Annotated in this window: 22 protein-coding genes and 2 pseudogenes; 17 read left to right on the forward strand and 7 right to left on the reverse strand. The window is 69.8% G+C overall.

Annotated features, from left to right (window positions below; all coding sequences use genetic code 11):
• The first annotated feature begins 30 nt into the window (after window positions 1-30).
• From AC07BS_RS20865 to AC07BS_RS20875, 3 genes are all read left to right on the forward strand, one after another.
• Window positions 31-492 (forward strand): hypothetical protein, encoded by a 462-nt coding sequence (locus AC07BS_RS20865; RefSeq protein WP_478637729.1) that lies wholly within the window; start codon window positions 31-33, stop codon window positions 490-492.
• Window positions 493-494: 2 nt separating this feature from the next.
• Window positions 495-1376, forward strand: coding sequence for a M64 family metallopeptidase (locus AC07BS_RS20870; RefSeq protein WP_478933714.1), 882 nt, complete (start codon window positions 495-497; stop codon window positions 1374-1376).
• A 128-nt stretch (window positions 1377-1504) separates the two neighbouring features.
• A complete protein-coding gene (locus tag AC07BS_RS20875; RefSeq protein WP_478933716.1) occupies window positions 1505-2491 on the forward strand; it encodes an aldo/keto reductase in 987 nt (328 codons plus the stop codon).
• A 219-nt stretch (window positions 2492-2710) separates the two neighbouring features.
• On the opposite strand, the gene AC07BS_RS20880 is transcribed toward AC07BS_RS20875, so the two are convergent.
• Window positions 2711-3316 carry a hypothetical protein gene (locus tag AC07BS_RS20880; RefSeq protein WP_478933718.1) on the reverse strand — a complete coding sequence of 202 codons (606 nt, stop codon included), beginning with the start codon at window positions 3314-3316 and terminating at the stop codon, window positions 2711-2713.
• A 323-nt stretch (window positions 3317-3639) separates the two neighbouring features.
• Between AC07BS_RS20880 and AC07BS_RS20885 the strand changes: the two genes are divergently transcribed.
• A complete protein-coding gene (locus AC07BS_RS20885) occupies window positions 3640-4134 on the forward strand; it encodes a hypothetical protein (RefSeq protein WP_478933720.1) in 495 nt (164 codons plus the stop codon).
• 177 nt (window positions 4135-4311) lie between these two features.
• On the forward strand, window positions 4312-4581 hold the full coding sequence (locus tag AC07BS_RS20890) for a cupredoxin domain-containing protein (RefSeq protein ID WP_478637721.1): 270 nt from the start codon (window positions 4312-4314) through the stop codon (window positions 4579-4581).
• 39 nt (window positions 4582-4620) lie between these two features.
• On the opposite strand, the gene AC07BS_RS20895 is transcribed toward AC07BS_RS20890, so the two are convergent.
• The gene (locus tag AC07BS_RS20895; protein WP_478933722.1) at window positions 4621-6510 is read right to left on the reverse strand and encodes a transketolase; all 1890 of its coding nucleotides are present in this window, start codon (window positions 6508-6510) and stop codon (window positions 4621-4623) included.
• Window positions 6511-6825: 315 nt separating this feature from the next.
• Here AC07BS_RS20895 and AC07BS_RS20900 point away from each other — a divergent pair, with 315 nt between their 5' ends.
• The 4 genes from AC07BS_RS20900 (at window position 6826) to AC07BS_RS20915 (ending at window position 9999) form a co-directional block, all read left to right on the forward strand.
• Window positions 6826-7548 carry a hypothetical protein gene (locus AC07BS_RS20900; protein ID WP_478637716.1) on the forward strand — a complete coding sequence of 241 codons (723 nt, stop codon included), beginning with the start codon at window positions 6826-6828 and terminating at the stop codon, window positions 7546-7548.
• A gap of 60 nt (window positions 7549-7608) precedes the next feature.
• Window positions 7609-8037, forward strand: coding sequence for an LLM class oxidoreductase (locus tag AC07BS_RS20905; protein ID WP_478637714.1), 429 nt, complete (start codon window positions 7609-7611; stop codon window positions 8035-8037).
• A gap of 305 nt (window positions 8038-8342) precedes the next feature.
• On the forward strand, window positions 8343-8807 hold the full coding sequence (locus AC07BS_RS20910) for a hypothetical protein (protein WP_478637711.1): 465 nt from the start codon (window positions 8343-8345) through the stop codon (window positions 8805-8807).
• A 586-nt stretch (window positions 8808-9393) separates the two neighbouring features.
• On the forward strand, window positions 9394-9999 hold the full coding sequence (locus tag AC07BS_RS20915) for a hypothetical protein (protein ID WP_478933725.1): 606 nt from the start codon (window positions 9394-9396) through the stop codon (window positions 9997-9999).
• Window positions 10000-10050: 51 nt separating this feature from the next.
• On the opposite strand, the gene AC07BS_RS20920 is transcribed toward AC07BS_RS20915, so the two are convergent.
• Window positions 10051-11550: an amidase gene (locus AC07BS_RS20920; RefSeq protein ID WP_478637707.1), complete on the reverse strand. Its 1500-nt coding sequence runs from the start codon at window positions 11548-11550 to the stop codon at window positions 10051-10053.
• 150 nt (window positions 11551-11700) lie between these two features.
• Between AC07BS_RS20920 and AC07BS_RS20925 the strand changes: the two genes are divergently transcribed.
• Complete coding sequence (locus AC07BS_RS20925; protein WP_478933728.1) at window positions 11701-12327, forward strand: TetR/AcrR family transcriptional regulator; 627 nt, start codon at window positions 11701-11703, stop codon at window positions 12325-12327.
• A gap of 25 nt (window positions 12328-12352) precedes the next feature.
• Here AC07BS_RS20925 and AC07BS_RS20930 read toward each other — a convergent pair whose 3' ends face one another.
• A complete protein-coding gene (locus AC07BS_RS20930) occupies window positions 12353-12889 on the reverse strand; it encodes a hypothetical protein (RefSeq protein WP_478933730.1) in 537 nt (178 codons plus the stop codon).
• 31 nt (window positions 12890-12920) lie between these two features.
• Window positions 12921-14027 (reverse strand): NucA/NucB deoxyribonuclease domain-containing protein, encoded by a 1107-nt coding sequence (locus AC07BS_RS20935; protein WP_478933732.1) that lies wholly within the window; start codon window positions 14025-14027, stop codon window positions 12921-12923.
• Window positions 14028-14444: 417 nt separating this feature from the next.
• Here AC07BS_RS20935 and AC07BS_RS20940 point away from each other — a divergent pair, with 417 nt between their 5' ends.
• From AC07BS_RS20940 to AC07BS_RS20950, 3 genes and pseudogenes are all read left to right on the forward strand, one after another.
• Window positions 14445-15416 (forward strand): GlxA family transcriptional regulator, encoded by a 972-nt coding sequence (locus AC07BS_RS20940; protein WP_478933734.1) that lies wholly within the window; start codon window positions 14445-14447, stop codon window positions 15414-15416.
• On the forward strand, window positions 15413-16018 hold the full coding sequence (locus AC07BS_RS20945) for a DJ-1/PfpI family protein (protein ID WP_478933736.1): 606 nt from the start codon (window positions 15413-15415) through the stop codon (window positions 16016-16018). Before AC07BS_RS20940 ends, AC07BS_RS20945 begins: the two co-directional genes overlap by 4 nt.
• 174 nt (window positions 16019-16192) lie before the next feature.
• Window positions 16193-17079 (forward strand): annotated as a pseudogene (locus tag AC07BS_RS20950) (amidohydrolase family protein).
• On the opposite strand, the pseudogene AC07BS_RS20955 reads toward AC07BS_RS20950, so the two are convergent.
• Window positions 17060-17374 (reverse strand): annotated as a pseudogene (locus AC07BS_RS20955) (MmyB family transcriptional regulator); the annotation flags it as partial. The pseudogenes AC07BS_RS20950 and AC07BS_RS20955 sit on opposite strands and share 20 nt — an antisense overlap.
• Before the next feature lie 202 nt (window positions 17375-17576).
• Between AC07BS_RS20955 and AC07BS_RS20960 the strand changes: the two are divergent.
• Window positions 17577-17882: a MazG-like family protein gene (locus tag AC07BS_RS20960; RefSeq protein ID WP_478637692.1), complete on the forward strand. Its 306-nt coding sequence runs from the start codon at window positions 17577-17579 to the stop codon at window positions 17880-17882.
• Window positions 17883-17907: 25 nt separating this feature from the next.
• Here AC07BS_RS20960 and AC07BS_RS20965 read toward each other — a convergent pair whose 3' ends face one another.
• A complete protein-coding gene (locus AC07BS_RS20965; protein ID WP_478933738.1) occupies window positions 17908-19173 on the reverse strand; it encodes a serine hydrolase domain-containing protein in 1266 nt (421 codons plus the stop codon).
• Between the two features lie 199 nt (window positions 19174-19372).
• On the opposite strand from AC07BS_RS20965, the gene cpt reads away from it, so the two are divergent.
• From cpt to AC07BS_RS20980, 3 genes are all read left to right on the forward strand, one after another.
• Window positions 19373-19894 (forward strand): chloramphenicol phosphotransferase CPT, encoded by a 522-nt coding sequence (cpt, locus tag AC07BS_RS20970; RefSeq protein WP_478933794.1) that lies wholly within the window; start codon window positions 19373-19375, stop codon window positions 19892-19894.
• A 219-nt stretch (window positions 19895-20113) separates the two neighbouring features.
• Window positions 20114-21715, forward strand: a complete 1602-nt coding sequence (locus tag AC07BS_RS20975; protein WP_478933740.1) for a sensor histidine kinase — start codon at window positions 20114-20116, stop codon at window positions 21713-21715.
• Window positions 21712-22389, forward strand: coding sequence for a response regulator (locus AC07BS_RS20980; RefSeq protein WP_478637689.1), 678 nt, complete (start codon window positions 21712-21714; stop codon window positions 22387-22389). Before AC07BS_RS20975 ends, AC07BS_RS20980 begins: the two co-directional genes overlap by 4 nt.
• Window positions 22390-22503: the final 114 nt, after the last annotated feature.

Raw genomic sequence — 22503 nt, forward strand, 5'->3', positions numbered from 1 at the left:
CCCCGTCCGCACGGGAGAGGGGATGCGACCGTGACGGCCGGAGAAGACAGGGACTACGCCACAGCGCACGCCGTGCGGCTGATCTTCGAGTACGAGGGGACGGACATCCGTCTCGTCTCCCGGCAGCAGGTGGAGATGCTCCTCCCGCCCAGCGACCCATTGGAGGACCTGCGGGAAGCGCAGGGCTTCTGGGTCGAGGTCCGCGACACCGAGCGGAACACGTTGTACCGACGTATCCTGCACGATCCCGTGCGGCGCGACGCCGAGGTCTTCTCCGAGGATCCCGAGCGGTCGATCGCCAGGGTCCCGGTGGAGACCCCTCGGGGGACCTTCGCGGTTCTGGTGCCCGACATCGAGGCCGCGGACCACGTCGCGCTCGTCAGCAGTCCGCTCGGCCGCGGCCCGGCGCTCGCCCCCGCGGCCGAGGTGGCGCGCTTCGCCCTGCGGCCGGGCACGAACGAGGGCCCGGCCGCGGCCGAGAGGGGGCGCTGACGATGACCACCGCCGACGGAACCGTCATCGGCACCACGAAGATCGTCGACAGCGGGCCGGCGACCCAGCGCTGGAATCTTGTGATCACGGGTGACGGCTACACCAACGCGCAACTCGGTCAATTCGCCAATGACTCCCAGTCGTTCGTGAACACGCTCTTCGCCACCCCACCCTTCGATGCGCTGCGCCCCGCCATCAATGTCTACCGAGTGAACGTCAGCTCGACCGACAGCGGCGCCGACGACCCCACCTCGTGCGGCGGGTCCGGGACGGCATCCCGGACGTACTTCGACGCGTCCTTCTGCAACAACGGGGCCCGCCGGCTGCTGGTCGTCGACACGACCACGGCGCTGACGGTGGCGGGCAACCAGGTTCCCCAGTGGAACATGGTGATGGTTGTCGTGAACTCCACCGTCTACGGCGGCTCCGGCGGCTCGGTGGCGGTCTACTCCCTCGCGTCGGGCGCCAACGAGATCGCCCTGCACGAGATGGGGCACACGGCCTTCGGCCTGGCCGACGAGTACGAGTACTACTTCGGCTGCGGTGTGGACACCGATCGCGACCGCCATCCCACCGTCGAGCCGGCGGAGCCCAACGTCACCACCGATGCCAACCGGGCGACGAACAAGTGGCGGGACCTGGTCCCCGCGACCACCGCCATGCCGACGACGGCCAACCCCGACTGCTCGCAGTGCGACCCCCGGCCGAGCGCGGTGCCCGCCGCCACGGTCGGCGCCTTCGAGGGCGCCCACTACTACCACTGCGGCGCCTACCGCCCCCAGTTCGACTGCCGCATGCGGGCCTTGGGCCACCCTTTCTGCGCGGTTTGCGCGCGACGGATCCGCCAGACGCTCCAGCCCTACCTGCCACCCGCTGCGAGATGAGCGCACGCGAACCGGCCGGGAGGGCCACTGTCCAGCCGCCGTCGTACCCGTACCTCGTTTGACATGGAGCGCGCTCCAATACCTAGCGTCCTGGGCAGACGGTTCCGACAAGCCCAGGAGACACAAGCATGAGCGACATCCCCACCCGGTACCTCGGCGAACTGGCGGTCTCCGCCCAGGGCCTGGGGTGCATGGGCATGAGCCACGGCTATGGTGCCGCGGACGACGCGCAGTCGATCGCGACGCTGCGCCACGCTCTCGACATAGGGGTGACCTTCCTGGACACCTCCGACTACTACGGCTCCGGGCACAACGAGGAACTCATCGGGCGAGCCATTGCCGGGCGCCGCGACGAAGTCGTGCTGGCCACGAAATTCGGCCTCGCCAACCGCCTGGGCGAGCCCACCCTGGTCCGTGGCGATGCCGCCTACGTGCGGCAGGCTTGCGAAGCCTCGCTGCGCCGGCTCGGGGTCGACCACATCGATTTGTACTACCAGCACCGGGTCGATCCGCAGGTGCCGATCGAGGAGACCGTCGGCGCCATGGCGGAACTGGTGCAGGCCGGTAAGGTCCGCCACCTCGGGCTGTCGGAGGCCGGCGCGCCAACCATCCGGCGGGCGCACGCGGTGCACCCGATCGCCGCGCTGCAGAGCGAGTGGTCACTGTGGACCCGCGACCTGGAGGCGGAGATCGTCCCGGTCTGCCGCGAGCTCGGCATCGGCCTGGTTCCCTTCTCTCCACTCGGGCGCGGCTTCCTGACCGGTCGCTACCACTCGATCGAGGCAATGGAGGCCACCGATGTGCGGCGCAGTCAGCCACGGTTCGCCGACGGCAACCTCGAAAGGAACCTGGCGATCGTCGCGAAGCTGAACGAACTGGCCGAGGCCAGGGGAGTCACCGCAGGGCAGCTCGCCCTCGCCTGGGTGCAGCACCGAGGCGACGACGTCGTACCGATCCCCGGCACCCGGCAGCAGCGGTACCTGGAGGAGAACCGCGCGGCCCTGACCATCGAGCTGTCCGCCGAGGACCTCGCCGCCATCGAAGCCACCGCACCGCCGGAGCAGATAGCCGGCAACCGCTACGACGCGACCAACCTCACCTTCGTCAACCGCTGAACTGCCCGCTCCCAGGCGGATATGTGGATGGCTCGAGTCCCCGGCCGTAGCGGCCGGGGACCCGAGCCATGTGACGTGTTGATCGGGGCCCTTCCAGTGCACACCCGGTCAGGGCAACAGCCCGGTACTTCGTTCCCCAGGGCGAAAGCTTTCCCCTTGGCCTGGGCAGCCCGGCTCCGCTGTATCGCCGGCCGCCCGGCGTCGTGACCGGCCCGGCCGCTATGCCGGCTCGGAAGACTCCACCTCCGCCTGGCCCTGCTCAGGCTCGGCCGGCTTGTCCTGCCGAACCGCCAGGCTGTAGGCGACCGAACGATCCTCCTTGTTGCGCTGCACCTTGCCCCGGGCGACGAGTCCTTCCAGCGCGGTGCGCACGACGGTTGCCTGCACCGTACGGTCCGGATGAGCAGCGCTCACGGCGTTCGTGATCTCAGCGACGGACTGCGGATCCTGCTGATCGGCCAGGTACGACAGGAGGATCTCACCCCACGTGACTTCCCCCCGTCCCGACTTCGTCCCGCGGCGATCGGCCCGCGCACGCGCGTCCCGCTGCGCCGAGCGCGGCCGCGGCACCTTCGTGCGCGTCTTCCGGCCGGCCTCGGGCTCGTCAGCGGTCATGCTCGGCGACGGCCGCACCGCCGCCGGCTCACCAGTGAGGGTCGTCCGCAGCTTCAGCAGTTGCTGATGGTCGGCTTCCAGCGTCTCCAAACGCTTCTGCAACGCCGAGATCTCGGCGCGCACCTGCTCCCGTTCCTGGGACACTCGCTCGATGTCCGAGGTGACCCGGGCCGTGTACTGGTCGGTAAGGGACGTGGCAATGTCAGACATGAGGCCGTCCTCGCTCCGGTTGCCGTATGTGAGCCGCGATGTTACCCGCGCCGGCGGCCGGCGGGTCACTTCCCGGGTAAACGGGGGTGACCGGGGGCGCGAGGGATGACAGGGCGGGTTCGGGGTGATAGCACGGGCGCACGGCCGTCTGTGTGCTCGGCAAGGGACGGCGTGACGGGCTGTCGGAGTGCCGGTGTCGGACCCTGATGCCCCGTGAAGACCCGTGATGACGTCTTCGATCAGCCGCACAGAGCCCCAACAGCGGATGTGCCACGGCGACTATTGTCGACATGACACCGAAGATCGCACAGAGGTGACCACGTATGGGTGCGCTGCCCTTGGCCAGTGACGGCAGACGGTACGCCGGAGCAGCTGTCGACATGACGCTGGCCGGGGCCGCCGGCCTGCTCTCCGGCCTCTTCTACCTGGTGGGCTTCCCCATTGAGGACGCCCCGGCGCCGTCCGACCCCCGCCTGCTCCTGCGGGTGGCCGCCGGGGCTCTGCTGATGTCCTTCGCCAACCAGGTCCTGCTCACTGTCCTCACCCGCCGGAGCGTCGGAAAGCTCCTTGCCGGGACATGCCTCACGCGCGCCGCGGACGACAGATGGCCTGACCCCTGGCGGGTCTTTCGCCGATGGATAGGAGGCATCGCCTACGCATGGACGATCGCCCCACTGGACATCCTCACCGCAGGCACCGGCCTGGCACCCGAGAAGTTCACCGGCGTACGCATCGTCCTGCGCCCTGGCCTTGCTGCCAGATCTTCCTCTGCTTGTCGTCCGCTGCGGCGGACGAGGACGGGAAACATGACCAGCTGATCGCCGAGCCGGTGTCCCTCGCCCAGTCCCAGGGCCTGCAGCTGACCGAGTCCTACGGGCAGGTCGGACGCCGGGGCGGAGGTCCCTCACACAGGTGAGTTGAGGGGTGAACCACATGACAGGGGGCATAACCAGGGCACTTCACGGGCTCATCCCCCGCATCGGAAGAGGTGCACGATGGCCAATGTATCGATCACTCTAGGGGCGTTCAGCCCGGCGGAGACGATCATCTCCGCCGGCAACGTCGTTACGTGGACCAACAAGGACGACCCAGCGCTGGGTTCGACCCACACGACGACCTCCGACGACGGTCTGTGGGACTCCGGGAATCTGAACGCGACGAATGCGTTCACCCACCCCTTCTCCACCCCCGGCGACTTCCGCTACCACTGCCGGATCCACCCGTCCGAGACGGGCATCGTCAAGGTGTTCTTCGCCGCCGACTGAGCCGACGGACCCGGGGGCGGCGGCTTGACACCGGGGGTGTCAGTCGCGGTCGGCCCCGGTGAGGACACGGGCGGCGTGGGTGATGTGGGCGCGTGAGATGCCCGCGGCGCCGAGGAGTTCGGTGGGGGTGCCGGAGCCGGGGAGGTCGCGGACGGCGAGATGGGCGACGGCGGGGGAGAGACGCCGACCGGCGAGGGCGGATAGTACGGCTTCGCCGAGGCCGCCTTCGGGGTGGTGGTCCTCGACGACGACCAGCGCCCCGGTCTCGCGGGCGGCGGTGGCCAGGGCGTCCGTGTCGAGGGGTTTGACGGAGTACAGGTCGATCACGCGGGCCGCGATGCCGTCCGCGCCCAGCCGGTCCGCGGCGGCGAGGCATTCGTGGACCGTGACGCCGGCGCCGACAAGGGTGACACGATCGGCATCGCTGCTGCGCAGGGCCTTGGAGCCGCCGACGGTGAAGGACTCCCCGGGCGGGTAGAGAACGGGGTAGGCGCCGCGCGTGGTCCGCAGGTAGGAGATGCCGTCGAGGTCCGCCATGGCGATGGTCAGGGCAGCGGCGGAGGTGGCGTCGCTGGGGTAGAGCACGGTCGAGCCGTGGAGCGCCCGCATCATGGCGAGGTCCTCCAGGCCCATCTGGGACGGGCCGTCGGCGCCGATCTCCACTCCGCAGTGACTTCCGCTGATGGCCATGGTGATCCGGGAGACGGCGGCCATGCGCAGGAAGTCGTGGGCGCGGGTGAGGAACGCGGCGAAGGTGGCGGCGTAGGGGCGGTGGCCGCGGGCGGCCATGCCCACGGCGGTGGCGAGCATCCGCTGCTCGGCGATGTAGTTCTGGATGTAGCGCTCGGGGTGGGCCTTGGCGAAGTCCTCGGTGTGGGTGGAGTTGCCGACCTCGGCGTCGAGGACCACGACGTCCGACCGTGCCCCCAGGGCCACCAGGGCCTTGCCGAACGCCGCCCGGGTGGCCACGGAGTCCCCGATGTCGAAGGTCGGCGGCTCCACGGCCACGGGCGGGGCGGGGGTGCTCGGCTCGGCGGCGGGCGGCTGGGGGCCGCGAACGGTCAGGTGGCGCACACCGCCCAGCTCGGCCACGGCGCGGGCGGCCGATTCCTCGTCGGGCAGGGGTTTGCCGTGCCAGCCGTCGGCGTCGGCGACCTGGGCGACGCCCCGTCCCTTGACGGTCCGGGCGACGACCACGGTGGGGGCCTGCCCGTCGGCGGCGGTGGTCAGCGCCTGGTCGACGGCGTCGAGGTCATGGCCGTCGACGGTCAGTGGCCGGCAGCCGAAGGCCTCGACGCGGCGGGCGTAGGCCTCGAGGTCCCAGCCGAACTCGGTCGGCCCGCACTGGCCCAGACGGTTGACGTCGACGATGACGGTGACGTTGGAGAGCTTGTGGCGCCCGGCCTGGTCCAGGGCCTCCCATACGGATCCCTCGGTCATCTCGCTGTCGCCGCACAACACCCACACCCGGTACGGCCGCCGCTCCAGGTCACGTCCGGCCAGGGCCATGCCCATGGCGTACGCGATGCCTTGGCCGAGCGACCCGGTGGCCACGTCCACCCACGGCAGGACCGGCGTCGGATGACCCTGCAGGCGGGCACCGGCCCGCCGGTAGGTGGTGAGCAGCTCCTGCTCGTCCACGACGCCGGCCGCGCGGAACATCGCGTACAGCAGCGGGGACGCGTGCCCCTTGGAGAAGACCAGGTGGTCGTTGGCCGGGTGCTCCGGGCGCTGCCAGTCGTAGCGCAGGTGGCGGGCGAGGAGGACGGCCATCAGGTCGGCCGCGGACAGGCTGGAGGTCGGATGCCCCGAGCCGGCGGCCGTGGTGGCGCGGACACTGTCCACCCGCAGCTGCTGCGCCAGCTCGAACACGTCGGCCAAGGTGGTGTCCGGTCCGATGGCGGTGGTGGGCGCGTGCGGGGCCGGCATCGCGGCCTCCTTTCCCTTGCGCGTCTGCTCCACCGACCGTACGCGGACATTTCGCCCGCGGCGGGATCCGACACCACGACGTCGATCGCCCGTTCGGGTCACCGGAGCGGTGCCGAGGGTTGAGCGCCGCCGTCACCCTGAAACGTGACCGGCGGACGCAGCCGGGAGCCTCGGCAGCCGGCGGTGAACCAGGGCGTCGGGTCGGAAGACGGCGTGATGCTCCGACGCCGGCAGGCGGATGGGTGAGGTGCGAGTTGCGGGTTCCCGGGGTTTCATGGACAAGGGGGCCGGCCTGTCCGTCTCAAGGGAGTCGCCATGGGGTTCTTCGACTCGGTGGGCGGCTTCTTCAGCGACGTCTACGATGCCGCACGGGGCGTCGTGGAAGAGGGATGGAACATCATCACGGAGGCTGCGAACCGCCTCTTGGGACTTCCAGATCTCCTCATATGCCTGCTGGGGATCCATCCACGCAAGAGGCTCCGGCTCCGCGTCCTGATCCTTCGCGACGAGCATGGCTACCCGTTGATGCCAGAGCGCGAGGTCCTGTCGGCGGTAGAACTCGCCAAGGACGTCTTCCGAGACGAGTGCGAGGTGGATGTGCTGGCCGTGGGCGACATCATGGTCCGCACCCTGCCCGACTCGGCCCCTGCCGCCGCACTGGAAGTCGGCTGCAACTGGGACGCATTCCTGGACGGCTTCGGAGCGGCGGGCCAGTACTTCCGCGACAACCTCGCCAGCGGCGGCTTCCTTGGCTACGCCCGCCCTGTCACGGTCTTCATCGTCCGCGAGGTCCGAGGTAGGACGGGTTGCTCCCTGGGCCCGCTCACCGACTACGTCACCGTGGACGTCCCCGGCATGGCTGCCCCTACGGCACCGGACGGCCGCCCGCGCATCCTCGCGCATGAAGTGGCCCACTCCTGTGGTCTCCCGCATGACGATGACCCGAACAACCTGATGGACCCGGAAGGCCCCGGCACCGCCCTCGGTATCTGGCAAGAATGCCTTCTGAGGAATTCACGCCACGTCACATATCTGTGACCGGGCTCCAGACCGCGCCTGAGTGATTCAGGCGGTCAGGACCACGCGCTGCCGGCGCGGATGTGGGACCGCCTGCTCCTTGGCCTGGGGGTGGGCCACCCGAAGATCGACCAGGACTACCACCGCCCGTACACGTCCCTGTGCGACTACCTCGACGAGCTGGACGGCCTTGACGGCTCGCCCGCGCCCATTCCCCGGCCGTCCCGGATCGTGGGCGCACACGGCCCAAGGATGACGCGGCTGGCTGCCACCCGTACGGCAGGCGTCCACCCGCACTTCACCACCGCCGAGCACACCGCGCATACCCGCGAGCTGCTCGGCGACGCCCTCTTAGCCTGGGGCACCCTCGACCGGATCGCCGAGCGGATCACCGAGCGCCTGACCGCGGGCGCCGACCACGTCGCGGTGCAAGTCGTCACCGACGCGACGTACGGATTCCCGCTCACCGAGTGGCGCGCACTGGCCCATGCCCTTGGCGTCCGTCCCTGAGAAGCTGTCCCACGTTCGAGCGCGGGCCTGGGTCGGTCGTTCGGAGGATCCGTCGAGCCGTGCTCTCTCTCCACGGGGCCATGGCGGCGACGGTGTCGCGCCGTGCCGTCGCCCCGGTAGTCGTCCTGAGGCCACTCCTGCCCGAAAACGGGTGCCACCGCGCCCGTCCCCCGGCCAAAGAAGGAATCGAACACGTCATGGAGCGGCGGAAGGTGTTCCTCCGGCACACGAGGCTGCAAGAGTCCGGGGCGCCGCCCCCGTCCGGGGGCACCGGTGGAGGAACAACTCGGCGAAGGGACACTTTCGTGGGGAAGAAGACCGCCACAATTCTCGCGACCGCCGCACTCGCGGCCATGACGCTGGCCGGACAGGCGAGCGCGACGCCCTCCGGCCACGCCGTAACGGCGGCCAAGGGCACGACGGCAGGGCAGACGGTCAAGCAGACCAGGACCTTGCACGCCCCGTTCACCCTGGAGAGAAGCAAGTCGGTGAGCTCCAACACCGCCCGTCTGGTCATGCAGACCGACGGCAACCTCGTTATCTACGACGAGTTCAACAGGGCCCGCTGGGCCACCGGAACCGTCGGCCAGGGCTGGAGGGCCGTCTTCCAGACGGACGGCAATTTCGTCGTCTACACACGCTCGAACCGCGCCGTCTGGGCCTCCAACACCGACGGCCACCCCGGCTCCCGGCTGGTCGTCCAGGACGACGGCAACGTCGTCATCTACGACGGCAGCCGCGCGATCTGGGCCTCCGGCACCAACCACTGACCTGACGCACTGCCCGCACCCGTCACCGTCGCCCGCACGCCACGGTGCCGGGCGGCGGGCCGAGGCCGGCCCGTCATCGCGACGTGCCGGCCTCGCCCGCACGTTCTGGCCCCCGCCCACAGCCCGCCCAGCGCGTCCGGGCGGCACATGGGGAACCGCCGGCCCTCGTCCAGGGCAGCAGCCGACGGATCCAGAGCGACCACGGCATCCCAGAAACGGTGCAGAAACGCCATTCCCTCCGCGTAGTCCCATACGCACGCGGCGGCCAGCCCACCAGGCCGCACCACCGGGCCAACCGCTCGTAGGCGTCCCCGGCCGCCCACACGTCGAACCGCTGCGCCGTCATGCCCCCATGATCCCCGGCATGGACCTCGTGTGCCGCGGACACGCGGCGGCAGGGGGCGCCGAGGTGGTACGGCCACTTCACGGAGCCGAAGTGACAGTGACATTTCAGGCGACCGCCCTGGCGTTTCGCAAGGCCTGACCCTCAACCAACGCGTCCCTCGCTCGTTGACGTGGTATGAAGAGCGTCATGCATCGACGGTTGCACATCGTGGCCACAGTAACCGCCCTGACTCTCGGAGTTGTGGGCGTCGGGAACGCGGAGGCGAGCCCGGCGGGCCGTGGTTGTCCGGCGGGGGAGATCTTCGCCACCAACAACACCGCGATCATCACGGATCCGGCCGATCCCCGGCTCAAGACCCGTCTCACGCGCTTCGACCGCGAGGTGCGCGGGATCATCCACGCCAACGGTGCGAGGCCCGGCGCCTCCACTCTCCTGGATGGTGTCTTCTGGTCCGGCGACCTGAAGCAGGCCACCTACGAACGCTCGCGCGAGTTCGACGTCAACAAGGTCGGCCGCGACGGACTCCACCACATCGCCGGCGTCATCGCCAAGCAGTACCGCCAGGAATCGGTGCTCACGTTCCGCTGCCTGCCGAGGACGTCGCCGGAAACCGATGCGGTCGAGATCCAGGCCCCCGGTGTCAGCTCGACCCGCCTGCACGACGCGCTGCTCGCCGACCCTGAGGCCCGCGACAAGCTCGGCGGCGGCTCGACGACTCTCAACGGGCGGCTCATCCTCGTCGCTCCCATCGCCAACCTGCCGCTGGCCAAGAAGTTCACGAAAGCGCTTGGCGCCGACTGGAACACGGCTCAGGTGCGCTATGGCGACGAAGAGTTCGTGAGCTGAAGGAGGCCGGACCGGGCACGAGTTCCCTGGAAGTGCCCGGTGTTCAGCGGTTCATTTCGCTACTTTGCAGGGGCTCGGCCCGCCCTCGTGGTGCTCGGTTCCCAGGCCCATATGGTTCCCCGCCCACACCGTGGGGGTTCGGCCCGACCACGGGCTTGCCTGTTCGAGCTGCCCGGCGAGGCGGAAGAGACGGCCTTCGAGCCCGTAACCGGCGGCGAACTGCATGCCGACCGGGAGCCCCGTCCCGGCATCGGCCGTCACGGGCACGGACATGGCGGGCGTACCCGCCACATTGAACGCCGCCGTGAACGGCGAGAGGTCGAAGAGGCGCCGAACCCAGCCAAGGCCGTCCATCGCCTCCACTCCCTCGGCATGGGTACCCAAGGGCACGGGAAGCTCCGGCAAGGTCGGGGTGAGCAGTATGTCGTGAGTGGCGAAGTACCGTGCCAGGCTGCGGGCGACCCGGTTCCGGATCGCGAGGGCGGTGACGAACTGGGTGGCACCGACCCGTTGCCCGTAGTGGTAGCCGGCAAGGGTCACCGGTTCGAGCGTCGAGGAGTCGACGGGCCGGTCGACGGCGGCGGCCAATTCGTCGACCGAGGCCGCGAGGTTCGCCGTCAGCAGCCGGGTGTTGGCCAGGACGAACTCCTCCCAGTCGGCCCCGAGGTCGACCTCGGCCTCCTCCACCCGGTGGCCGAGGGATTCGAGGAGACGCACGGTACGGGAGAGGGCCTCGGCAACGGGTGGGGCGGTGCGGTGCCCACCCCATGCCTGGGTGAGGACACCGATCCGTAGCGAGCCCGGGTGGCGGGTGACTTCTTCCGCGTACGGCCGGGACGGCTCCTGGGCGAAGTAGGGGTCGCCCGGTTCCGGGCCGCGGATCTGGTCGAGCAGTGCCGCACTGTCGCGTACGGTGCGGCTGACGCTGCCGTGCCCGGCCAAGCCGTTGAAGATCTCGTCCATGTAGGGGCCTGCGGAGATCCGGCCACGAGTGGGTTTCAGCCCGAAGAGGCCGTTGTAAGCGGCGGGAACGCGGATCGAGCCCACGGCGTCGGTGGCGTGGGCGATCGGGACCACCCCGGCGGCGACGGCCGCGGCCGCGCCCCCGCTGGATCCGCCCGCGCTCCGCTCGGGGTCCCACGGGTTGCGGGTCGCGCCGTACAGCGCGGGTTCGGTCGTGGTGCTGTAGGCCATCTCCGGTGTCGTGGTACGCCCGAACGTGACGAGGCCGGCGCGCCGTAACCGGAGCATGAGGGAGGAGTCGGCGCCGGCGACGTGGCCGGCCGCGAGACGGCTGCCCAGCTCCATTCGCCGTCCGGTCATGGAGACTCCCATGTCCTTGATCAGGAAAGGGACCCCGGCCAACGGTGTGCTGCCGGGACTGGGCTCGTCGTCGGCGGGCCATGTCTCCACGATCGCGTTGATCCGAGGATTGACCGCCTGGGCGGCTTCGCGTGCGGCTGCTTCCAGTTCGGCGGCGGTCACCTCGCCCTTGGCCACCAGCTCCGCGAGCCCGACCGCGTCGAAGCCCACGTACTCGGAAATTCTCACTGCCACTCCTAGCGGATAACGGATAGCGGACAACGGAAAGAGCGATACCGTTGAGTACCTGATGATACCGAACGGTATCGCGTGGAACGGATTGGTACCATAGCAGGGGTGTGGGGACCCACAACAGGCCGGACGTCAGGGGAAGTGGTCATGGCATCGACCGTCAGCAGGCCGGGCAGGGTGGCGAAGCTGCCGCCTCGTGAGCGCATCCTCGACGCGGCGGAAGAGCTCTTCCAGAGCGAGGGGATTCAGCGGGTGGGCGTCCAGGCGATCGCCGAAAAGGCCGAGACCACAAAAATGGCGATCTACCGGCACTTCGACACCAAGGACGCCCTGGTCGCGGAATGGCTGCGGATCGTCGCCGCCGACTACCAGACAGCCTTCGACCGGGTCGAGGCCGAACACCCCGGTCGGCCCAGGGAGCAGATCCTCGGCCTGGCCCGCTTCATCGCCGAGGGACTGCCGGCGATCTCGCACCGGGGCTGCCCGTTCATCAACTCCATCGCCGAGCTGCCCGACCGCTCACATCCCGCACGTCAGGTGATCGAGCAGCACAAGGCCCGCCAGACCCGCAGGCTGGTCGGCATGTGCGCCGAGGCCGGGCTGCCCGATCCCGAGCAGGCCGCGGCCGAGATCACCTTCGCGCTCGAAGGCGCGCAGGTCAGCACACAGAACGGAAGCATCGACCAGGCGGGAGGCCGGCTGATGAGGATCGTCGAGGGGATCGTGGACCGGCACCGCTCCCACACCGGCGAATCCCGGGCGACCACCGACTGACGGCCCCGCACCCGCGCCCTCCACCTCAGTCGGCGGCGGCCTCGCTGCGCCAGGTTTCTCCCAGCTCGTCGGTGAGCTTGTGCGCGTACGGCGGGGTCGTCGGCGCGGGCCAGACCTGGATCAGGTGCTCTTCCACCGGGCCCGGACCGGTACCGTCGTCGTCCGCGGCCGCGCCCGCGTCCCGTCCCCGTACGCTCACCCGCATCCGGTATGTGCCGGGGCCGGCCCAGGCGAGGTCGGGCAGTGCGGCCGGCTGACCTTCCACGTTGTGCACGTGTGCCGTTCCGGTCGCGGTGTAGCTGGCCTCGACGATGTCGTCCCAAGCGGTGTCGTCGACGGCGGGAACGTCGCTCCACAGCTCCACGCGGATGCCGATGTCCCCGTGGTCCGTGCCCGTGATGATCAGAGCACCGTCGGTCCCCGCGGCGAACAGGCCGGTGGCGGCCAGTTCGCCGGTATCGGGAATGCTGTCCTGTGCGTCCTCCGCCGCGGGGCTCAGGATCGCGTACTGGCCCTCGGGGGTGGACAGGCGGGCCGTGGCGGCCCCGATCAGGTCGGTCACGACCCGCTCCGTCCTCTGGACTACCGCTCTGTTACTTGGTGATCTCTACCCAGAACTCATCGTAGTCCAGGACCCGGTTCTGCATGATGAACCTGCCCCGGTACTTGAACCCGCCCTCGGTGCGGTTCTCGCTCAACGGAACCGGGGCTGTGGAGTAGTCCGAGTTGAGTGCCGCGCCTTCGTAGCTGCCCGCGAAGGGGTACTCGTCGCAGCTCTTCGGCTTGTACCTGTTCTTGACGGCCGTCGTGCACGCCGCGTTCCGGTTCGCCGTGGACAGCGTTCCATTGGGCAGCCTGTGCAGCGGGTACCCCTTGTCCATGACGCCCCACGGCTTCTTCAGCTTGTGCTTCTGGGCGTCCTCGATGTGCTCGGCGACGCCCTTGACCGCCTTGTCGCCCTTGCTCAGCCGGTAGACGGGCTTCACCAGCGGATGCACACAGCCCCGGCCGATGTTGCCGATGTTCTTCTCGCTGTCGCAGCGGACCGGCGCGATGTTGGCGAGCGTGAAGGTGGCCTTCTCGGGGCTGGACGGGTGGCTGACCGTCACCTTCGTCTGCGGCGCGTGTCCTACGAGGGCGTTGCCCGGAGAGGACACCTTGAAGGTGTACGTGTTGGTCGAGGTTCCCCAGATACCCCAGAAGACCTTGGGACCGATGATGCCCGGCGACGACGTGCAGCCATTGCCCTGGGACGCCTTGCAGTCCACTTCCGCGCTCGCCATCGTGCCGAACTTGGCGACGCCGAAGGAACGGACCATCTTCAGCACGGCCTCCTGTTCCCAGGTGCCGGACTTGTAGTTGAGCCTGGTCTTGTTCTGCGCGTCGAACAGAGCCGTACCGAGGATCTTCCCGCTCGGGATCTCCACGATCGAAACGATCAGGTACTTCTCGGCGCAGGAGGAGAAGCGGTCGGATATCTGCGCTCCGACCTTGCACCCTGCCGCCTTGGCGCTCAGCTCGGCTTCCTGGGGTATCTCCGCAGGCAGCGCCTCCCGGATCTCGATTTTTGTCTGCTGCTTCTCCTGCCCCTGGGTGGCGTGGCCCCGGGCGACGTGCCCCTGGGCGGCGGCCGGCGAGGTGGCGCCCAGCGCCAGCGCCCCCACGGCCGCGGCCGCGAGCAGTGTTCCGCGTGCTGCCAAGAGTTCCCCCTTGAGTTTCGGCGCGCGGCCGGAAACCGACTGCGCGATCGTGTGCACGACAACAGGCCGAGCATGCTACTCGGGGTGAATCAGGGCCACGACGGGGTCGGTGGGGACACCGCGAAATCTGGAAAGTCCACTGGTCAGTGCGTCACACGAGGCGAAATGGAAGAAAGTTGGCCGAATGTGAGGGTCGTGTGGCGTGAATCGTTTCCGCAGGCCGCCGGTACCGACGCCATGATCAATGCGGCCGATGGCGGGCGGCGATACGTCCGGCACGCGCCCTGAGCGTGACGCGACTTCTCTGCGCATTGGCTGAATCTCGACGCAGTCGGCGCCTGTCGCTCGGACCGTATGGCACGAAACGTGGGGTGGCCGTCGTTGACGCCATCAGGTATCGGGCCGGAGGCTGGAGAGGTGGATCAGCACCGCATCGCCTTCGTGATCTTCGAGGGCTTCCAGTCCCTCGACCTCTTTGGCCCGTACGAGGTGTTCCAGCATGCCCACCGGCTCACCGGCGGATACTCCTGCCGGATCGTGGCGCCCCGGCCAGGACCGGTGCTCTCCGCCAGTGGCCTCTCGGTGCACGCCCCCTACGGCGTGGCCGACCTGGACCCCGAGCGGATCGACACCCTGGTGGTGACGGGTGGCGACGGCGTCGACCAGGCACGGCACGATCCAGCACTGACCGATTGGATCGCGAAGGCGGGGGCCGGTGCCCGGCGCGTGACCTCGGTGTGCAGCGGAGTGTTCCTGCTGGCCGCCGCCGGACTCCTGCGGGGTCGGAGGGTGACCACCCACTGGGCACGCGAACAACAACTCGTACGCGAGCATCCCGAACTGGTCGTCGACTGCGACCCGATCTTCCTCAGGGACGAGCGGGTGTGGACATCGGCGGGAGTGACGGCGGGGATGGACCTCGCGCTGGCCCTGGTCGAGGACGACCTGGGCCGCCAGGTCGCCCACGCCACCGCGCAGGAGATGGTGCTGTTCCTGCGCCGCCCCGGCACCCAGTCGCAGTTCAGCGTCCCGCTGTGGTCGGCGCAGCCCACCACCGACCCCATCCGCTCCGCGGTCTCGGCGATCCACGCCGACCCCGGCGGCCGGCACCGCATCACCGACCTCGCCGCGCACGCCGGACTGAGCCCCCGCCACCTCCAACGCCGCTTCACCACCGAACTCGGCGTGCCGCCCGCGTCGTACGTCGAGGGCGTACGCGTCGAGGCGGCCAAGCGGGCGCTGGCCGAGAGCGACCACCCTCTCGACACCATCGCGCGACGCTACGGCTTCGGCACCGCGGAAACACTGCGCCGCGCGTTCCACCGGCACCTGGGCGTCGCACCGTCCGACTACCGCGACCGATTCCGATCCACCAAGGAGCACCTGTGACCACCTACGGCCTGCTGACCTTCGAGGGCGCCGAGGAGCTGGACTTCGTCGGACCATGGGAGGTGTTCACCGCCTCCTCCATGCTGCGCGACCACGCGGACACCGTGACGCTCATCGCCGAACACCCGGGCGCCTTCCGCTGCAACAAGGGCATGCGCGTCCTGCCCGACCACACCTTCGACGACCACCCACCGCTGGACGTCCTGCTGGTCCCGGGCGGCAACGGCACCCGCCGCGAAGTGTCCAACCCCGAACTCGTCGACTGGATCCGCAGGACCGCCGCGACCACCACCTGGACGACCAGCGTGTGCACCGGAGCCCTGCTCCTGCACGAGGCGGGCCCGGCACGCGGCCGGCGGGTCGCGACCCACTACCAGTTCGAGGCCGACCTGCGGGCCCGGGGTGACGTCACCGTGGTCGACGACGCCCGCTTCGTCGTGGACGGGAACCTGGTCACCAGCCAGGGCGTCTCCGCCGGCATCGACATGGCACTGTGGCTCATCGGACGCCTCCACGGCCGCGACCACGCCCGCGCGGTCCGCCGCTACATCCAGTACGAGCCCGCTCCGCCCTACCTCGCCGACGAACCTACCGCCGCCTGAACCCGGCGGTACGAGGCGGGGCGTGGCAATCGGCCGAGGGATCGGTCTGAGCCAGGGTGTGCTGTACCTGGGCAGATGGCGGCCTGGTTGCCGCCGGCGGCCGGTCCGAAGCTGAAGTCGTAGCCCACCACGTAGGGGCCCGTCGCCCCTGGCACGACGAACAGGATCCTCCCCTTGACTTCCTCCGGCACCACCAGCCCCGCCGTGCTCGAACAGCTTCAGCGCCGATCCGCCGACCCCAAGCGGCGTGTTCTGTTCACCGGCGCGACCATCGTCACCATGGATCCCGATGCCGGTGTCCTGGACGGCGCCGACCTGCTCGTCGAGGGCGACACGATCACCGCGACAGGTCATGATCTGAGCCGGGAGGGCGCGGTGGTCGTCGACGTGACCGGCGCGATCCTTACGCCGGGCTTCGTCGACACGCACCGGCATGCCTGGCAGACACAGCTGCGTCGGATCATGCCGGACGTCGACGATCTCGGCGCCTATGTGATGTCCACCCTCGGGGAGAGCGGCAAACGACCATCGCCCTGGCTCCGACCTCGGACGCCCAGATCGGGCTGGAGACCGCGATCCCCGCGATCGACGAGGCCCTGTCGGCCGGGGTGCGGCCCGGTCTGAGCATCGACGTCGAGGTGGCGCTGGTCAGCGACATGTTCACGCAGATGCGGGCTCTGCACGCCATCCAGCGGATGCGCGCGGTCAACACCGCCTACGGCACGGACCAGCGGCCGGCCCGCATCACCACCCACGACGTCCTGGACTTCGCCACCCTCCAGGGCGCCCGTACCAACGGGCTGGCCGCCGTCACCGGCTCCCTCACCCCCGGCAAGAAGGCCGACCTGCTGGTGATCCAGGCCGAGGACCTGAACAACATGCCGCTCAACGATGCCGTCGGCACCGTTGTGCTGGGCTCGGACGCCCGCAACATCAGCGCCGTCCTCATCAACGGCGAGCCCCGCAAATGGAACGGTCAGGTCCTCGACGTCGACCTGACCGCCCTGCGCCACGAGGTCCAAGCCTCCCGCGAGTACCTGCTCAGGACGCCCGCTGCCTGACGCCGTCGTCCCTGGCCTGGAGGCTGCCGAGCAGGGCGAGCGCCTGGGCGCCGGGGCTGCCCGGTTCGGCGAGGTAGACCACCAGCCGCTGGCCCGGCGCTCCGCGGACGTCGAAGGTCTGGTAGGTGAGGTCGAGGGGGCCGACGTCGGGGTGGACGAGCTCCTTGCTGTCACGGGTCTTTCCGTGCACGGTGTGCGAGGACCACAGGGCGGCGAATTCCTCGCTCTCCTCGGTCAGGGAACCGACGAGATCGTGCAGGCGCCGATAGTCCGGGTCCAGGCCCATGGCGTGGCGCGCCCCGTGGGAGACGAGCCCGACGTCGTCGGGGAGCAGGCGGGCTCGGTGGGCACGCAGGAAATCTCCGAGATCGTTGCTGGTCATCCGTCCAGGCTATGCCGCCCCCGCCCGCGCGCGTGGGTGCGCTGTGCCCAGGCACGCCAGGGTCCCGGCTACGCTGCTCCGGCATCGAACTCAACGCACCCTTACTGGAGAAGACTTGGACATCAGTGACGCCCAGCGGCTCGCGTGGGAGAACAAACTCGACAAGGGGTTCAACACCACCGATGTGCCCCTCGAGTTCGGGCTCCTGACGGCCGAGGTCGGCGAGGCGTTCACCGCCTGGCGCATGAAGAAGGAGGACTTCGGCGAGGAGCTCGCCGACGTCTTTCTCTACCTCGCGGCCCTGGCGCAGATGAACGGTGTGGACCTCGCTCACGAAGTCGCCAAGAAGATCGAGAAGAACCGCGGCCGGGTGTACGAGCGTGATGAGAACGGCGTGCTCGTTCGAACCTCTGGGGAGTAGGCGCCAGGGGGACTTTGGCAGGTGCTCACTTCGCCGCGGGCTGCGCGGGCAGGTTGAAGACGTTCCCCGGCGTGACGATCTTCGTGATCGCCTCGCCGAAGAGCGTGCTGGGCTCCGAACCGGCATGGTCGATGTCGGTGTTCAGCAGCACGACAAGGGTCGCCTGGGCCGCCGGAAGGTAGACCGTCAGGGACTCGTAGCCCGGCAGCGAGCCGTTGTGACCGATCCAGCCCTGGACGTTGAAGATGCCGAGACCGTACCCGACGCCCGGGATCGTGGTCGGGGGCGTGGTGAGCCGCTGCTTCTGCGTGGCAGGGCTGATCAGAGTCTTCCCGTCGGGAAGGACGCCTGTGGCGACCGTGCGGGCCCAGACGCGCAAGTCCTGCAGATCGGAGATCATCGCACCGGCCGCCCAGCCCCAGGAAGGATTCCAATCAGCGGCGTCCTCGACCTGCCCGCTGGCGGTCTGGTTCGTGTACCCCTGCGCATGCGGCCTCGGGAACTCCGCTCCGACAGGGAAGAACGTGTCGTGCATGCCGGCCGGTGTCAGGACGTTCTTCCGGATGAAGTCCCCGAGCGGCTGGCCGCCGACCTTCTCGACGACCAGGCCGAGCAGGATGAGATTGGTGTTGCAGTAGTAGAACTTCTCGCCCGGCGGGAACAGCACGGGGTGCTTGAAGGCGTAGTCGAGCAGTTGCTGCGGCGTGAACGGACGCCGTGGATCGGACGTCAGCGCCTTGTAGAAGTCCTCGTCCTCGGAATAGTTGAACAGCCCGCTGCGCATCCCGGCCAGCTCGCGCAGGGTGATCCGATCCCCGTTGGGAACGCCCTCGACGTACGTGCCGATCGGATCGTCCAGCCCCACCTTGCCCTGGTCGACCAGCTCCAGGAGCGCGGTCACGGTGAACGTCTTCGTCTCGCTGCCGATCCTCATGTACAGGTCCGGCGACATCCTCTGGCCCGTGCTCTTGTCGGCGACCCCGAACGACCGCACATAGCGCCCCTTGTCGGGCGTCCACAGCCCCACGGTCACCCCTGGAACGTTCGCCTCTCGCATGACCCGCTGCACGGCCTCGTCGAGCTGCCGCGCCACGGCAGGAGTGAGCTCGCGGAAATCACCCTGGGCGGCGGACGCGGAAGCGGACGGCGCGGGTGGTTCGACAGCGGTGACAGAGGCGGGAACGGGTGTCCGCGCCCCTGCCGCGGCCCCGTCGGCGACCGGGACCGACAGCATCCCCACCGCGATGGCGGTCACGGCCCCCCTGCGCAACCGTATGCACGAACGCGTCATGGGCTGACTCCAACCATGCAAGGACAAACCCATGTGAATCGTAGGTTGAATCCCCCGCCCGGGCCATTCGCCGCCTCCCTGGGAACCGGCTCGCCTGGGGGTGAGGGGGCCGAAAATCCCGGGCAGCGGGGGAGCGGCTGCCGAAATTCGTTTCCGTGCCGTGAGCGAAGCGCCCTACCGTGGCGCGGTGACGACTCAGATGATCATTCTCAACGGTGGCTCCAGCGCGGGGAAGTCGGGGATCGTACGGTGTCTCCAAGCCGTACTGCCCGACCCGTGGCTGGCGTTCGGATGCGACTCGTTCGTCGAGACTCTGCCCGCGAGGATGCAGGGGGCGGACGAGGGGATCGTGTTGGCTCCGGACGGCGGGGTGAGCCTCGGGGAGGACTTCCTGGCGCTGGAGGCGGCCTGGATGCAGGGCATCGTGGCGATGGCCCGCGCGGGTGCCAGGATCATCATCGACGATGTCTTCCTCGGTGGAGCGGAGTCCCAGCGGCGGTGGCAGAAGGCTCTGGGCGGACTCGACGTGCTGTGGGTCGGTGTCAGGTGTGAGAGCGCGGTGGCCGCGGGCCGTGAGATCGCACGGGGCGATCGGGTCGAGGGGATGGCCGCGTTGCAGGCGGAAACGGTTCACGAGGGGGTGTCCTACGACCTGGAGGTGGACACGACGTGTGCCGAGTCCCTGGAATGCGCGCGCATCATCGCCGACAAGGTCAGCTGATCGATGAGGCAGCGGTAGGGCGTGCCCGTGACCGGCCCGGCTCCCTTCGTGCGAAGCGGGGCGTCTCTGCCTTTCGGCAGAGTGGCGGATCAGCCGTGAGGCGTACGCCTGCCGCGGTCGCGGGTATCGATACTGGTCAGCGTGTCACGCACTCCTCTGTTCAGCCGCCCTGCCCGCAGCCGCCCCCACCCAGCGTTCTCCGGCGGCCACGCACGTGCGGTGGCGGAAACCGCCGGGGTCGCCCTCGCCGGTCTGGGCGTGTGTCTGGCGGTCACGGGCATCGGGCTCCTGCCCCGCCCGTATCTCCAGCTCCTGGCGCTCGCTGCCGGCGTGGCGCTCCACCCGCTGCGCCGACGCTTCCCCGTGGCCGTGCTCCTCGTCCTCGCCGCGCTGACGGGCCTGGCACCCTCCGTCGGCCCGGTCGCGGCGGCGACCGCGTACACGGTGGCGCGGCGGACGGTCCGGGCAAGGCGGCGTGCCCGGCTGCTGGCCGCCGCGGGCACCCTGGTCGTGGCGTGCGCGACGGTGTCCGCGCCCTGGCTCGGGCCGGGCCCGGTGCCGTACGGCCTGGCGCTCGGCCTCGTCCTCACACCGACCGCCGTGATCGTCCCCGGTCTCGTCGGCACGTCCTACGGGCAGCAGCGCCGTCTGGTGCAGGCCCTGCGCGAACGCGGTGACGCGGCGGAACGGGCGCGCCGCTTCGCCGACAGCGAGGCACGTACCCATGAGCGGTCCCGTATCGCCGCAGAGATGCACGACCTGGTGGGGCACCGGCTCAGTCTCATCTCGCTGCACGCCGGCGGGCTGGAGCTGGCCCTGGAGCGCGCCGACCCCGAGCTGCGCGAGGAGGCCGTCCTGGTACGGCGGACCACCCGGGACGCGATGCGCGAGCTGCGGCAGGCCCTCGGGGTGCTCGGGCCGCTGGGCCGGGACACCGGTCCGGAGGCGCTCACCGACGCCACCGGTACCCGCGCCGACATCGAGGCGCTGGTGGGGGAGTCCCGTGACGGTGGGATCGCCGTACGGCTGGACTGGACGGGCCCGGACCTCGACGGCCGCCCCGCGCGGGTACGCCGGGCGGTGCACAGGGTCGTGCGTGAGGCCCTGACCAACGTGCACCGGTACGCGAGCGCGTCCCACGTCACCGTGACGGTCGTCCACGACGACGCGACGGTGCGGGTCACTGTCCGTAACGGTGCACCGCCCGCGCCACCGGTCCCCACCGGCACCGTAGGCACCGGTCGTGGTCTCGCAGGCCTCGGGGAGCGGGTGGAGCTGCTGGGCGGGACGTTCGACGCCGCCCCGCTTCCGTCCGGCGGATTCCAGGTGGACGCGATCGTGCCGGCCGAGCCCGGCGACGCCCCCACCCTCAAACGGCCCGGCACAGGACCGGAGGGAGGCGAGGTCATTGCCGAAGGAGCGGTCGCCCCCGAGCGCCGGACCGCGCAGACGCTCACTCTCGCCCTCGGACTGGGGGCACTGAGCGTGCTGATGGCCCTCGGCACCGCCTTCGTGTACGGCACCGCGCCACACAAGGACGCCGGGCCGCGCCCGCTGCCCCGGGTCGGCATGACCTACAACGACGTGACGGCAGCGGGTGTCCTGGACAACAAGGCCGTCCGGGCCGCGGCCACCGGCCACGAACCGCCCCGTCCCGCCGGCACGGTCGGCTGTGTCTATCCGTTCAACGGCGCCACCGAGGTCCGGCCCGGCGCACTGATGATCGCCCGCTACTGCTTCGACGCCTCACAGCGCCTCATCGCCATCGACCGCTTCACCGTCCCGTCGGTCCGGGACGCCACACCCTGGGAGACTCCGTGACCGAGCCCACCCGCCCGATCCGTGTCCTGCTCGCCGACGACGAGGCGATGATCCGCCACGGGGTACGCCTGATCCTGCGGCACGCCGACGACATCGACGTCGTCGCCGAGGCCCCGGACGGACGCCAGGCCGTCGAGATGGCCGCCGCGCACCGCCCCGACGTCGTACTGCTGGACGTCCGGATGCCCGTACGCGACGGCCTGGCCTCCATCGCTCCACTCCTTGCCCTCGATCCCGCGCCGCGTGTGGTGATGCTGACGACCTTCGGTGACGACGACAACGTCGTCCGGGCGCTGCACGAGGGCGCCGCGGGCTTCCTGCTGAAGGACGAGGGCCCGCAGGAGCTGATCAGGGCGGTACGGGCGGCCGCCGCCGGAGACGCCGTGCTCTCCCCGGGCGTGACCGGGGCGGTGGTCACCCGGATGCTGCGCGCCGGTGACCCTCGGAACACCGGCGACGCGCTCACCGACGAACGGATCGCCCGGCTCACCGGACGGGAGCGCGAGGTCCTGGCGATGCTCGGCGAGGGACTGTCGAACCAGGACATCGCCGCACGGCTCGGCATCGGGATCGGCACGGTGAAGACCCATGTGGGCGCGATCCTGGACAAGACCGGTTCGACGAGTCGCGTACAGGCCGCGCTGCTGGCCCACCGGACCGGGCTGGCCTCCTGACGGAACCGCCTCCTCCCCGTAGCCCTGTCTCCCCCTGGGCAGAGACCCTCCGCCCGGGTCTCTGCCCTTCGGTGGAGAGGAGCCGGCTGTCGCCACCCTTTCGGCAGAGGTCAA

The sequence above is a fragment of the Streptomyces sp. NPDC044063 genome, from assembly GCF_056434285.1.